The organism is Novosphingobium sp. MD-1 (assembly GCF_001014975.1).
GTDB lineage: Bacteria > Pseudomonadota > Alphaproteobacteria > Sphingomonadales > Sphingomonadaceae > Novosphingobium.
This window is the reverse complement of the sequence record NZ_BBXA01000020.1, coordinates 29,983-42,797: the sequence shown is the minus strand read 5'-3', so window position 1 is coordinate 42,797 and position 12,815 is coordinate 29,983. Positions and strand designations below refer to the sequence as shown.

Below are 12,815 nucleotides of genomic sequence, written 5' to 3'. Positions count from 1 at the left end.
ACACCGGCATCTGCGATGTCGTGGGAAACGCGGAGATTGAACCATGGGTGACCTGTCGTCTGCCTTCGAAAGCATTTCGTCCGCGGATGTCGATCCCGACGCCGATTGGAGCCTGCCGGGCTGGCTCTACACCGATCCCGAATATTTCGCGCTGGAAATGGACAAGGTGCTCCGCCCGTCCTGGCAGATCGTGTGCCATGAAAGCGATATTGCGCTCCCCGGCGAATACCGCACGCTGGAATACCTTGGCGAAAGCGTGGTGGCCGTGCGCGGGGACGATGGGCAGATCCGCGCCTTCACCAACGTCTGCCGCCACCGCGCGATGCGGCTGGTCGAAGGCCATGCCGGGTGCGTGAAGAAGTTCGTCTGCCCCTATCACGCCTGGGTGTTCGAAACCGACGGGCGCCTTTCGGGCGTGCCGATGAAATCGGACTATCCGGCGCTGAAGCTGGAAGAGAACGGCCTGGCCCCGGTTTCGGTGGAGGTATGGCGTGGCTTCGTGTTCGTGCGGCTGGAGGACCGGGGCTTCCCGTCCGTCGCGGAAATGATGGCGCCGTTCGAGGAAGAGGTCGCGCCCTATCGCTTTGAGGAAATGCGGCGCATTTCCGACGTGCGCCTGCGCGAACGTGCGGTGAACTGGAAGAACGTGGGCGACAACTATTCCGACAACCTGCACATCCCGGTGGCGCACGACGGGCTGACGCGCATCTTCGGCCGCTCCTACGAGATTTCCGACCACGGCTGGGCCGATCGCATGAAGGGCGATCTGGTGGAAAAGCCGTCCGCCAACTTCTGGGAGCGGTTCTACCAGACGCACCTGCCCGACGTGCCGCATCTGCCGCCCGAAAGCCGGCAGCGCTGGCTCTACTACAAGCTCTGGCCGAACATCGCGTTCGATATCTATGCCGACCAGATCGATTTCATGCAGTGGCTGCCCGTATCGCCGACCACGACCGTCCTGCGCGAAATGGCGTTCGCCCTGCCCGATGACCGGCGCGAGATGAAGCTGGTGCGCTATGCCAACTGGCGCGTGAACCGCGTGGTCAACCAGGAGGATACCTGGCTGATCGAGCGCATCCAGAAGGGCATGGCTTCGAAGACCTATGGCGCCGGTCCGATCGGCGCGAGCGAGGTCTGCCTGCGCAGCTTCGCGCGCAAGATCCGCGCGATCGTGCCCGAAGCGCGCCTGCACAAGGCACCGCCGGCAGGGTGGAGCCGGAAGTAAGCAAGGCCCACCCCCGGCCCCTCCCTCACGCGGGAGGGGAGAAAGAAGGGCAACAAGGTTCCCCTCCCGCTTGATGAGGGGTTAGGGGTGGGCATCACTGCCCTTCGACGGAGAGCAGCACATGACCAACCGCTACGACGCAATCATCATCGGCGGCGGCCACAACGGCCTCGTCTGCGCTTTCTATCTCGCCAAGGCCGGCATGAAGGTGCGCGTACTGGAACGGCGGCACGTGGTGGGCGGCGCGGCGGTGACCGAGGAATTCCATCCCGGCTTCCGCAATTCCACCGCAAGCTACACGGTCAGCCTGCTGCGCCCCAAGGTGATCGCGGACATGAGGCTGCACGATCGCGGCTTCCGCATCATCGAGCGGACGATCAGCAACTTCTTTCCCTTCCCCGATACCTACCTCAAGCTGGGCGGCGCGCCGGGGCGGACGGAGGCGGAGTTCGCTCGTTTCTCGCAGAAGGATGCCGAAGCCTATCCCAAGTACGATGCCGCGCTGGAAAAGGTGGCCCAGGTGCTGCGCGACATCGCGCTGCAATCGCCGCCCAATGTCGGCGGTGGCGTGCGCGCGCTGCTGGCGGCGGCGCAACAGGGCTGGCCGCTGGCGAAGATGGACATCGCCACGCAGCGCGATCTGCTGGACATCTTCGTCAAATCCGCGCGCGAATTCCTCGATGGCTGGTTCGAGGACGATCACGTCAAGTCCGCCTTCGCGTTCGATGCGGTGGTGGGCAACTACGCCGGCGTATCGACGCCCGGTTCGGCCTATGTGCTGCTTCACCATGTGTTCGGCGAGGTGAACGGCAAGTTCGGCGCCTGGGGCCATTCGGTCGGCGGCATGGGATCGATCACGCAGGCGATGGCGCGGGCCTGCGAGGACGCCGGCGTCGAGATCAGCCTCGAAAGTCCGGTCGCGAAAGTGCTGGTCAACAATGGCAAGGCCGCCGGGGTCAAGCTGGAGGGGGGCGAGGAGCTCTATGCCCCGATCGTCGCCGCCAATGTCGGTCCGGCGCTGCTGTACCGCCAGATGGTCGATGGTTCGGATCTCGACGAGGACTTCCGGCGCCGCATCGCCAACTTCAAGACCGGTTCGGGCACGTTCCGCATGAACGTGGCGCTGTCCGAACTGCCGGACTTCACCGTGCTGCCGGGCAAGGAGCGGGCCGAACACCACACCGCCGGTATCATCATCGCGCCGGGCATGGACTATATGGACGCCGCGTTCAACGATGCGAAGAAGTTCGGATGGTCGAAGAAGCCGATTGTCGAGATCAAGCTGCCGTCGACCGTCGATGACAGCCTCGCCCCCAAGGGCGCACACGTCGCCAGCCTGTTCTGCCAGCAGTTCGCCCCCGAATTGCCCGACGGGCAATCATGGGACGACGTGCGCGAACAGGTGGCCGATCACATCATCGATACCGTCACCGACCACGCGCCGAATTTCAAGGCGGCGGTGATCGCGCGCCAGATCCATTCGCCGCTCGATCTGGAACGCAAGTTCGGGCTGATCGGTGGCGACATCTTCCACGGCCACATGAGCCTCGATCAATTGTGGGCGGCCCGCCCCGTGCTGGGGCATGGCGATTACCGTTCGCCGATCAAGGGGCTCTACATGTGCGGATCGGGCACGCACCCCGGCGGCGGCGTGACCGGCGCCCCCGGCCACAACGCCGCGCACGCGATCATCCGCGACCGTTCGGTGCTGTGGAAGATGCTCCACCGCGGCTGACCGCCCAGTACACCGGCACCCCCGCCACCACGAACAGCGCGCCATAGCCCAGGGCTTCGGCGCCGAGGCCCCAGGCCGCCCAGACGATGAACGCGGCGCCGACGGCGGCGATCGCGATCATCGGCCGTTCGCCCGGCAGCAGGCGGATCGCTGCCGCCATCGACAGGAAGTAGGACAGCATCCCGGCGGCGAGGCTGACCGAGGCGATGAACTGGAACAGGTCGCCCATCCCCTTGCCGTAGTTGAGCAGGGCGACGATGGTGAGCAACACGCTGGAAACCACGTGCGAGCGGACCGGCGTGCCCCGGCTGCTTTCCTTGGCGAACCAGCGCGGGAACACGCCGCCGCGCGCCATCGCCCACGGCACTTCGCCTTGCAGCAGGATGAAGCCGTTGAGCGTGCCGAAGGCGCTGATCGCCGCGAACAGCGCCACCACTTCGGCCACCCCGCCGCCGAACGCCTTGCGCAGCAGGTCGGCCACCGGCGCGGGAGACGCGGCGGCTTCCGGCGCGGGCATATAGGCGGCGAAGGCCAGCGAAATGCCCATATAGACGAGGCCCGTCAGAGCCACACCGATCAGCGTCGCGCGGGGGACGACGCGGTCGGCGTTTTCCACCTTGTCGGCCGGCACCGTGGCGGATTCGAGGCCGAGGAAACCCCAGAAGGTGAGGCCGGCCGCGCTGGCGATCGCGCCGGGCGAGATCGGCACCGGCGGTTGCGCGGCGCGCGGGGCGCCGGTGGCGAACCACCATAGCGCCAGGCCGATCAGCGCGACGAGCGGCACCAGCTTCAGCGTTGTGGTCACGATCGAGAGATCGCCCACGGCGCGCGTGCTGCTGATGTTGACCAGCGTGAGCAGCCAGACGCAGCCGACCGCGAGCAGCGCGGGCAGGCCCGGCGTCTGGCCGATCCACGGAAAGATCAGGCTGAGATTGCTGACCACGGCCACCGCGATCGAACCGTTTCCGGCCCAGATCATCGTCCAGTAGCTCCAGGCGGTGATGAAGCCCGTGGCAGGGCCGAAAGCGGCCTGGGCATAGGCATAGGGGCCGCCGGCCAGCGGCATCCGCGCGCCCAGCCTCGCGAAGGCCCCGGCCAGGCACAGCGCGCCGGCCAGCGTCACGCCCCAGCCCGCCAGCTGGTTCATGCCCAGCGGCGCCAGCGTTGCCGGCAGCAGATAGATACCCGATCCGATCATGTTGCCGACGACCAGCGCCAGCGTCATCCAGAACCCCAACCCCCGCGCGGGCTTGCCCATCCGTGATTCCCTCAAGATCGTTTCAATGCAGACTATCGCTTGATTGCGCGGCGTCAGCATGTTTGTGATGCGGCGATGACGAATGTTGGCATTTCTTCCCGCCGCGCGCCCGCCGCGTCCTACGATCCGCGGCTGATCGCGGCGGCGACCGCGATGAACGAGAACCGGCTGCACGAAGCCGAACCGCTGTTGCGCGCGCTGCTGAAGGAAGATCCGTTCGACGTCCGCGCCATCCGCATGTTCGCGGAACTCGCGGGGCGGATCGGGCGCTACACCGACGCGGAAAACCTCTTGCGCCGGGCGATTGAACTGGCGCCGGATTTCACGCCCGCGCGCGCAAATCTGGCGCTGGTACTGTACCGGACCAACCGCGCGGCCGAGGCGCTGGACGAACTGCAGCGCGTGACAGCGGACGACCCCGACAATCCCGGGCACGCCAATCTGCAGGCCGCGGCGTTCGGTCGCATCGGCGAATTCGACGAGGCGCTGGCGCTTTACGAACTGGTGCTGAAGCAGGCGCCCGACCAGCCGCGCGTGTGGATGAGCTATGGCCACATGCTCAAGACGGTAGGACGTCAGGCGGACGGTATCGCCGCCTACCGGCGTGCGCTCGACTTTTCACCCACGCTCGGCGAAGCGTGGTGGAGCCTCGCCAACCTCAAGACCGTGCGCTTCACCGATCAGGACATCGCCACGATGCGGGCGGCGCGTGAAGCGCCGGGCATCGCCGAGGAGGATGCGTGGCACCTCGAATTCGCGCTGGGCAAGGCTCTCGAAGACCGGGGCGAGGTGGAAGCGGCCTTCGCAAGCTATGCTGCGGGAAACGCGCGGCGGCGCGCGCGTATTCCCTATCGCGCCGACGAGACCGAGCGAAAGGTGGACGCCATGATCGCGACCGCCACGCCGGCCCTGTTCGCGGCATTTGACGGCGCGGGGGCGGAAGCGGCCGATCCCATCTTCGTCGTGGGCATGCCGCGTTCCGGCTCTACGCTGGTCGAGCAGATTCTCGCCAGCCACAGCCAGGTGGAGGGGACCAGCGAGCTGCCCGATATCGCGCTGCTGGCGCGGGATGTCGCGGATTATCCGGAAGGGCTGTCCGCGCTGCCCGCCGCGCAACTGCGCGAGATGGGCGAACAGTATATCGAGCGGACGCGCGTCCAGCGGCATACGGCCCGGCCGATCTTCATCGACAAGATGCCTAACAACTGGGTGCATGTGCCGCTGATACGGCTGATATTGCCCCGTGCCCGCATCATCGATGCGCGGCGGCATCCACTCGGCTGCTGCTTCTCCAACTTCAAGCAGCATTTCGCGCGCGGTCAGGGATTTAGCTACGATCTTGCCGACATGGGGCGCTATTATCGCGACTATGTGCGGCTCATGGCGCATATTGATCGGGTGCTGCCGGGGCATGTCCACCGCGTGATCTACGAACGCATGGTCGACGATACCGAGGCCGAGGTGCGTGCGCTTCTGGCGGCCTGCGGCCTGCCTTTCGAGGAAGCCTGCCTGGCCTTTCACGAAACCGCGCGCCCCGTGCGGACGGCCAGTTCGGAGCAGGTGCGCCAGCCGATCTATCGTGACGGCACCGAGGCATGGAAGCCGTTCGAGCCGTTTCTGGCGCCGTTGCGGGATGCGCTGGGGGATGTTCTCACGCGTTATCCGCAAGTGCCGGCATCGTTGCAATTTGGCCACGGTCGGTAACGAACGATAGTTGCGAATTGCAACGATCTTGACGTTATGTTGCTGCGCGTCACAAACCGCAGTCATAACGCATCAGATCAGGGCGGTTCCATCATGAGTGCAGGTTTTCGTAGCTTCTCCCGGCTCGCGCTTCTGGCCGGATCGGCTCTCGCATCCTCCTCTGTTTTTGCGCAGGAAACACCGCAGTCCGCGGCCGAAAACAGCGATCCCAACGTCATCATCGTGACCGCGCAGAAGCGCAGCGAGAATCTCCAGAACGTGCCGATCGCGATCCAGGCACTGGGCACGCAGAAGCTGGAGCAGCTCAACGTCACCAAGTTCACCGATTATGTGCAGCAATTGCCGTCGGTGACGTTCCAGGCGCTGGGCGGCACGCCGGGCACCAACGTGGTATACATGCGCGGCGTGGCTTCGGGCGGGGACGGCAACCATTCGGGATCGCTGCCCTCGGTCGGCGTCTATCTCGACGAACAGCCGGTGACGACGATCGGCGGCAACCTCGACGTTCACATCTATGACATCGCCCGTATCGAAAGCCTGTCCGGTCCCCAGGGCACGCTCTATGGTGCTTCGTCGGAAGCGGGCACGATCCGCATCATCACCAACAAGCCCGATACCAGCGGCTTCTATGGCAGCATCGATGGGGAGGTGAACACCGTTCACAAGGGCGGCCAGGGCGGCAAGATCGAAGGCATGCTGAACCTGCCGCTTTCGCAACGCGCGGCGCTGCGTGTGGTCGGCTTCTACGAGCGCGATGCCGGTTTCATCGATAACGTGGCAGGCTGCCGCTCTTTCCTGCCGGAAACCAATCCGTTTGGCTGCCCGCCCGCCAAGAATGGCGGCATTGCGGTGGACAACAAGCAGTTCGTCAAAAAGAACTACAACGATACCGAGGTCTATGGTGGGCGCGCGGCGTTGAAGGTTGATCTGGACGACAACTGGACGGTAACGCCGGCCGTTATGTACCAGGAAACCAAGAGCCACGGCTCGTATGGCTTCGATCCGCGCGTGGGCGATCTTCAGGTGCAGCATTTTCTGCCGGAGTATCGCAGCGACAAATTCATCCAGGCCGCGCTGACGATCGAAGGCAAGCTCGGCAACTGGGATGTGACCTATGCTGGCGCCTATCTGGACCGGAAGGATATCCAGTCGAGCGATTACACCGACTACGCCGAAGCGTATGACTCGCTTTACTCCTCGGTAGGGGGCAACGCGGGCTATTTCTTTTTCCAGGACAGCACCGGGAAAACCATCGACCCACGTCAGCGGATTGTGGGGACCGACCACTTCAAGAAGATGAGCCATGAATTGCGCCTCGCCTCGCCCAGTAGCGAGCCGGTGCGCGTGGTCGCGGGGCTTTTCTATCAACGGCAGTCCAACCAGATTCACCAGGACTACCAGGTCAATGGTCTTGCCCCGGACCTGTCGGTCAACGGTATGCCGGGCACTCTGTGGCTGACCCAGCAGTACCGCGTGGATCGGGATCTCGCTGCGTTTGGCGAACTGAGCTATGATATCGCGCCCAACGTTACGCTGACCGCGGGCGGCCGTGCATTCATGTACGACAATTCGCTGATCGGCTTCTTCGGATTTGGTCGTAACCCGGCCTTCGATCAGGCATCCAGCAGCAATTCGGTGCCGCCGAACGCGGTATATTCGACACGGACCGGCGTCGCTGGTTGCTTCACGCCAGGCGGGCTGCGCCTGCGTGACGCGCAACTTGCCGGCAATCCCACGCCATCGTTGCTGCCCGCCGCCGTCGATGGCAGCCCCTGCACCAACCTCGGGGTTTACAACTACAGCACGGGATCGGTGAATCCCGTCCATGCCAAGGGCAGTGGCGGCACCTACCGTTTCAATGCGACGTGGAAGCCGAGCAAGGACCTGATGTTTTACGCCACCTGGTCACGCGGGTTCCGTCCGGGCGGCATCAATCGCCGCGCTGATGTGGCGAATTATGAGCCTGATTACCTCACCAACTACGAACTCGGCTTCAAGACGACGCTGGCGGATGGTCTGATCCGTCTCAATGGCGCGATCTATCAGCAGGATTGGAAGCGGTTCCAGTTCGCCTATCTGGGTGCGAACAGCTTTACGGAGATTCACAACGGCCCCAATGCCCGTATCCGCGGCGTCGATATCGACGTCGGGGTTGGTCGCGGTCCGCTCACGTTGACGATGGCTGCGGCTTACGCCGACGCGAAGACGCGACAGAATCTTTGCCTGTTCGACGATCCCACGTTTACCTGTACGGCGTCGGGGCCCAATGGACAGGCGAACCTCGTGTCGGCACCGAAAGGCACGCGCCTGCCGGTGACCCCCCAGTTCAAGGGTAGCGGCACGCTGCGGTATACGGTGCCCATGGGGGCGGCAAAGGTCTATGGCCAGGTCAACGGAACCTACCAGAGTTCGGCGGCGTCGGACCTGCGGACGGCGACCTATGAGACCTTTTCCGGCAATGTCATCAACCCCTCAGCGCAGCTTGGCCGGTTGAAGGCTTATGGCCAGATGAACCTGGCGGCGGGCGCCGAATGGGATGCATTCTCGCTCGAAATCTATGTTTCCAACGTGTTCGATGAGCGGGGCGAGCTCTCGCGCTTCGAGGCCTGCGGAAGCTGCGGGCAGCGCCCCTACATCGTCCCCACCACGCCGCGCACCATCGGTCTGCGCGCCGGGGCCAAGTTCTGATGGCCTGACCGGGCCTGACGATCCGGAAAAAGGGCGGGCCGCTTCTTCGGGAGCGGCCCGTTTTTTTACGGGGAGACGAGCCTCACGGCCGGTCGAGGACGTAGCCCATCGAACGGACGGTCCGCAGCGGATAGCCCGCGCCCACTTCGCGCAGGGCGCGGCGCAGGCGGCTGACCCAGGCGTCCACGGTGCGTTCGTCGATAGGCTGGCCATGCTTGCCCAGCGCGGCGATCAGCTGCGTGCGCGAGAAGACGTGGCCGGGCTGCTCCATCAGGTAGCGCAGCAGGCGGAACTCGTTGGGCATGAGCTGGACGGGCTTGTCCTTCCAGCGCACCTGCAGGGCGGCCAGATCGAGCGTCAGGTCGCCCAGCTTCAGCGTGCGCGCCGGGGCCTCGTGGTCCGGCAACTGGACCGACAGCACGCGATCGAGCACGGTGTTCCGGTCGATCGGGGCGACGATGTAATCGTCCGCGCCGGCGCGCAACGCGCGGCGCTTGGCCTCGGCATCGTCTTCCTCCAGGATCATCGTGACGTGCGCGGCTTCGGTCTGCGGATCGGCGCGCAGCCGGCGGCACAGCTCCAGGCCCGACATCTCGGGCAGCACCCAGTCCACGAAGGCCCACGGGCGCCCATCGAGCAGCGGCGGCGGAGACGACCATTTCCACGCGTGGAAAACGACGCGCAGGTCGTCGTGCAGGAAGCTGTCGTGTCCGCCGGCGAGCGTGCCGGTGAGGAGGATGTCGATCTGACGCATTGGCCCCATCCGCTATGGATGGCGCCTATCTGATGCAGCTATGTGACGGCTGAGTGACGATATGACGAAAACCGGCGCCTTATTGGCGCAGCGCCACCGCCCGGGGCGCGCCGGTCACACCGGCAGGCCGACGTAGTTTTCCGCGATGCTGGTCTGCGCCGCCGTGCTGGAGGCGATGTAGTCCAGTTCCGCCACCTGCATCGCGCGCTCGAACGGCCCGTCATCGGGGAAGCGGTGCATCAGCTTGGTCAGCGACCAGCTGAACCGTTCCGACTTCCACACGCGCGCCAGCGCCTTGGCCGAATAGCCGGCGATGGCATCGGCATCGGCGCGCCGGAAGAAGCCGGTCAGCGCCTCGGCGGCATAGTGCACGTCGCTGGCGGCCAGGTTCAGGCCCTTGGCGCCGGTGGGCGGCACGATATGCGCGGCGTCGCCACACAGCAGCAGGCTGCCATGGCGCATCGGCTCGAACACGTAGGAGCGCAGCGGCGCGATCGATTTCTCGATCGCCGGCCCGCGCGTGATGTTCGCCGCCGCATCGGGGCCGAGCCGGATCGCCAGCTCGTCCCACACGCGTTCGTCGCTCCAGTCCTCGATCTTCTCGGTCAGCGGCACGTCCACGTAATAGCGGCTGCGGGTGTGGCTGCGCATCGAGGCGAGCGCGAAGCCGCGTTCGTGGTTGGCGTAGATCAGCTCGTGGTTGCACGGCGGCACGTCGGCCAGGATGCCCAGCCAGCCGAACGGATAGACCCGCTCGAATTCGCGCGCGGCGGAAGCCGGGATCGCCTTGCGCGAAGGGCCGTGGAAGCCATCGCAGCCGGCGATGAAGCGCGCGTCGATGCGCTGGTCCGCGCCATCCTTGCGGAAGGTGACATAGGGCGCGTCGCTTTCGATCGCGTGCAGCGCCACGTCCTCGGCGCCGTAGATCACCGCCAGCCCGCGATCGGGTGCGGCATCCATCAGATCGCGCGTGATTTCGGTCTGGCCATAGACCGTCACGGTCTTGCCGGTGAGGTTGGCCACGTCGATGCGGATCAGCCGTTCGCCATCGGCCAAGTTGAACCCTTCCTCGACCAGCCCTTCCGCCTTGAGCCGGGCATCGAGGCCCAGGCGTTCCATCAGCGAGACAGTGATCTGTTCGAGCACGCCGGCGCGGATGCGGCCCAGCACATAGTCGGGGGTCTGCCGTTCGAGAACGACGCAGTCGATGCCTTCGGCCTTCAACAGATGTCCGAGCAACAGGCCGGCCGGGCCGGCGCCAATGATGGCGACCTGGGTACGCATCGACTTCTCCCACGCATGCAGCCCTGGACGGCTGCCGGCCCAAGGTTGACAAAACCCGGCCGGGAGGAAAGGGAGAGTGCGGACAAAGAAATGGTATTATCGGGACATGGCTGACCCTGCGCTCATCCCTACCTACGCGCTTTACGGCGAGACTGGCGCTCACGTTGCCGGGGGCTTCGCGCATATCGAGACGATCGCGGCGCGCAGCGCGTTGCATGATTGGGAAATCGCGCCGCACCGGCATGACGATTTCGTCCAGGTGCTGCTGGTGCGCGATGGGCATGTGCTGCTGACGCTGGATGGCACGGAACGGTCGCTGGACGGGCCATGCCGGGTGATCGCGCCGCCGCGCATGGTCCACGGGTTCCGTTTCCGGCACGGCACGTCGGGCTATGTCCTGACGCTGTCGACCGACTTTGCCGCGCGCGCCACGGGGCCGGCGGATAGCCTGCTGGCGGCGCTGGCGCAGGGCGGCGCCGGCACGATGGACGCGCGGCCGGCCACGCGGGCCTTCTGGCTGGCGGAGGAGATGCTGGAACTCCAGCGCGAATGGCGCGAGCGCGATCCGCTGTTCCTGGCGCTGGCCGAGGCATTGGTGCGGACGCTGACCCATGCCGATCGCGATCAGGATGCGGGGGCGCTGGCGGACCGGCGGCTGCACCGTTTCCGGCACCTGGTGGAACTGCACTATCGCGAACATCGTCCGCTGGATTTCTATGCCGGTGCGCTGGGGATGACGCGGCGCACGCTCTCCCGGTTGACGGCCGCCGGCCTCGATTGTTCGCCCATGGAAGTCGTCCACCGGCGCCTCGCGCTCGAGGCCCGGCGCCTGCTGCGCTACACCAACGCCAGCGCGGTGCAGGTGGCGGCGGAACTGGGGTTCGATGATCCTTCCTATTTCTCGCGCTTCTATCGCAGGATGACGGGCGTTAGGCCCGGAGAAGACCGCGCGGCGGGTTAGGTTAATACCCCGCCGCCTTCACGTTTCGCGCCATTCGCGCCAGAGCGCGACCCGGCGATGGACCGCCGCGCTGATGCTGGCGGGAAGGGTCTCGAGCGCGAAGAAGCGCGCTTCCGCGATTTCCCGTCCGTCCGCCCTGGGCGCGTCGTCGGTCTGGCCAGTCACCATTTCGATGCGGTTGCGCCACCCGCCGGGCATGGCGATCCGGTCGGAACCGAACCAGACAGGCTGAACAAGGCGACACCCGGTCTCCTCCGCCAGCTCGCGCATGGCTGCCACAGCCGCGTCCTCGCCACGCGCAAGACCGCCGCCGGGCAGCATCCACAGATCCGGCTGCTGGTAGCTGTGGCGCACCAGCAGAAGCCGCCCGTCGCGATCGAACGCCAGCACGGCGCAGCCGCGCACTTCCAGACGCAGCGCTCCCCACAGGCGCAGCCGCACCACATGGGCGCAGCGCAGGGCCAGCCGATGAAGCGAAGCGGGCAGGAAGGAGAGCATGGCCTCCGTCTTGCGCCCGATGGGGCCGTGGTGGCAAGGGTGGGGCGATCGATCGTGATCGCGGGGGCTTTGCATATGGGATCGTGGATCGCCGTCGGCGTCCGGACAAGGCGATGGCGGACGACCCGGATGATGCCGTGCTGGCCGTTGGCCCTCTTGCTGGTCGCAACGGGGCCGGGCGCTGCGCTGGCGCAGCCGGCGCGGTATGACGAGGCGATTGGTTGCGCGGCGGCGAACGCCGTGGCGGCTGGCATTCTCCAGTCCGGTTCGCCAACCGAGGAGGAGCAGGCGCAGGCCGACGATTTCCAGCAGATTGCCGAGGCCTGGCTGGGCCAGGCGGTGAGCCTGTCCGCCACGGGCGAAGATGGCGCCTTCGCCGACTTCAACCGGGCATCGCGCGATATATCCGACCGCATTGCCGCCTCCCGCGCGGACGATGCGCTGGAGGGCATTCTGGGCGGGCCGCTCGAGGCGTGCAACCGTCTCGACAGTCCGTTCGGCGATGACGCCCCGCTCGATCTTCCTCCTTCCGATCAACCCCCGGCCGATGCGGCGCCGGGCGCTATCCCGCTGCCGGGACAACCAGCGTAAGTCCCGATATCGGACGGAGAATTGCGCGGGAGGTGTGACGCGTATCATGGCATCGGCCGGCGTTGGTGGACAACGTGGGCGCGACCGGGCACATCCGTTCTGCGCGGGGTTAGGGTG

Annotated in this window: 10 protein-coding genes; 6 read left to right on the top strand and 4 right to left on the bottom strand. The window is 65.9% G+C overall.

Annotated elements, in window-relative coordinates:
* The first annotated feature begins 43 nt into the window (after positions 1 to 43).
* The gene (locus NMD1_RS05080) at positions 44 to 1,225 is read left to right on the top strand and encodes an aromatic ring-hydroxylating dioxygenase subunit alpha (protein WP_125953962.1); all 1,182 of its coding nucleotides are present in this window, start codon (positions 44 to 46) and stop codon (positions 1,223 to 1,225) included.
* A gap of 121 nt (positions 1,226 to 1,346) precedes the next feature.
* The gene (locus tag NMD1_RS05075) at positions 1,347 to 2,960 is read left to right on the top strand and encodes an NAD(P)/FAD-dependent oxidoreductase (RefSeq protein ID WP_125953961.1); all 1,614 of its coding nucleotides are present in this window, start codon (positions 1,347 to 1,349) and stop codon (positions 2,958 to 2,960) included.
* On the opposite strand, the gene NMD1_RS05070 is transcribed toward NMD1_RS05075, so the two are convergent.
* Entirely contained in the window at positions 2,914 to 4,218 is a 1,305-nt protein-coding gene (locus NMD1_RS05070) for an amino acid permease (RefSeq protein ID WP_125953960.1), read from the bottom strand. The genes NMD1_RS05075 and NMD1_RS05070 overlap by 47 nt on opposite strands.
* 75 nt (positions 4,219 to 4,293) lie before the next feature.
* On the opposite strand from NMD1_RS05070, the gene NMD1_RS05065 reads away from it, so the two are divergent.
* Both NMD1_RS05065 and NMD1_RS05060 read left to right on the top strand, forming a co-directional pair.
* Positions 4,294 to 5,922: a sulfotransferase gene (locus NMD1_RS05065; protein ID WP_125953959.1), complete on the top strand. Its 1,629-nt coding sequence runs from the start codon at positions 4,294 to 4,296 to the stop codon at positions 5,920 to 5,922.
* A gap of 93 nt (positions 5,923 to 6,015) precedes the next feature.
* Positions 6,016 to 8,610 (top strand): TonB-dependent receptor, encoded by a 2,595-nt coding sequence (locus NMD1_RS05060; protein ID WP_124809330.1) that lies wholly within the window; start codon positions 6,016 to 6,018, stop codon positions 8,608 to 8,610.
* Positions 8,611 to 8,692: 82 nt separating this feature from the next.
* Here the strand turns inward: NMD1_RS05060 and NMD1_RS05055 are convergent, their stop codons facing one another.
* The gene (locus NMD1_RS05055) at positions 8,693 to 9,364 is read right to left on the bottom strand and encodes a response regulator transcription factor (protein WP_124809329.1); all 672 of its coding nucleotides are present in this window, start codon (positions 9,362 to 9,364) and stop codon (positions 8,693 to 8,695) included.
* A 114-nt stretch (positions 9,365 to 9,478) separates the two neighbouring features.
* Positions 9,479 to 10,648 carry a 4-hydroxybenzoate 3-monooxygenase gene (gene pobA / locus NMD1_RS05050; RefSeq protein ID WP_125953958.1) on the bottom strand — a complete coding sequence of 390 codons (1,170 nt, stop codon included), beginning with the start codon at positions 10,646 to 10,648 and terminating at the stop codon, positions 9,479 to 9,481.
* A gap of 106 nt (positions 10,649 to 10,754) precedes the next feature.
* Between pobA and NMD1_RS05045 the strand changes: the two genes are divergently transcribed.
* Positions 10,755 to 11,609, top strand: coding sequence for a helix-turn-helix domain-containing protein (locus NMD1_RS05045; RefSeq protein ID WP_125953957.1), 855 nt, complete (start codon positions 10,755 to 10,757; stop codon positions 11,607 to 11,609).
* Positions 11,610 to 11,627: 18 nt separating this feature from the next.
* On the opposite strand, the gene NMD1_RS05040 is transcribed toward NMD1_RS05045, so the two are convergent.
* Positions 11,628 to 12,107, bottom strand: a complete 480-nt coding sequence (locus NMD1_RS05040) for an NUDIX domain-containing protein (protein ID WP_125953956.1) — start codon at positions 12,105 to 12,107, stop codon at positions 11,628 to 11,630.
* 129 nt (positions 12,108 to 12,236) lie between these two features.
* Between NMD1_RS05040 and NMD1_RS21200 the strand changes: the two genes are divergently transcribed.
* Positions 12,237 to 12,698, top strand: a complete 462-nt coding sequence (locus NMD1_RS21200; protein ID WP_158453916.1) for a hypothetical protein — start codon at positions 12,237 to 12,239, stop codon at positions 12,696 to 12,698.
* Positions 12,699 to 12,815 lie beyond the last annotated feature (117 nt).

What these genes read in the sequence shown, in the direction of transcription:
- NMD1_RS05080 (WP_125953962.1), top strand. Translation starts at nt 44, where the DNA reads ATGGGTGACCTGTCGTCTGCCTTCGAAAGCATTTCGTCCGCGGATGTC.
- NMD1_RS05075 (WP_125953961.1), top strand. Translation starts at nt 1,347, where the DNA reads ATGACCAACCGCTACGACGCAATCATCATCGGCGGCGGCCACAACGGC.
- NMD1_RS05070 (WP_125953960.1), bottom strand. Translation starts at nt 4,218, where the DNA reads ATGGGCAAGCCCGCGCGGGGGTTGGGGTTCTGGATGACGCTGGCGCTG.
- NMD1_RS05065 (WP_125953959.1), top strand. Translation starts at nt 4,294, where the DNA reads ATGACGAATGTTGGCATTTCTTCCCGCCGCGCGCCCGCCGCGTCCTAC.
- NMD1_RS05060 (WP_124809330.1), top strand. Translation starts at nt 6,016, where the DNA reads ATGAGTGCAGGTTTTCGTAGCTTCTCCCGGCTCGCGCTTCTGGCCGGA.
- NMD1_RS05055 (WP_124809329.1), bottom strand. Translation starts at nt 9,364, where the DNA reads ATGCGTCAGATCGACATCCTCCTCACCGGCACGCTCGCCGGCGGACAC.
- pobA (WP_125953958.1), bottom strand. Translation starts at nt 10,648, where the DNA reads ATGCGTACCCAGGTCGCCATCATTGGCGCCGGCCCGGCCGGCCTGTTG.
- NMD1_RS05045 (WP_125953957.1), top strand. Translation starts at nt 10,755, where the DNA reads ATGGCTGACCCTGCGCTCATCCCTACCTACGCGCTTTACGGCGAGACT.
- NMD1_RS05040 (WP_125953956.1), bottom strand. Translation starts at nt 12,107, where the DNA reads ATGCTCTCCTTCCTGCCCGCTTCGCTTCATCGGCTGGCCCTGCGCTGC.
- NMD1_RS21200 (WP_158453916.1), top strand. Translation starts at nt 12,237, where the DNA reads ATGATGCCGTGCTGGCCGTTGGCCCTCTTGCTGGTCGCAACGGGGCCG.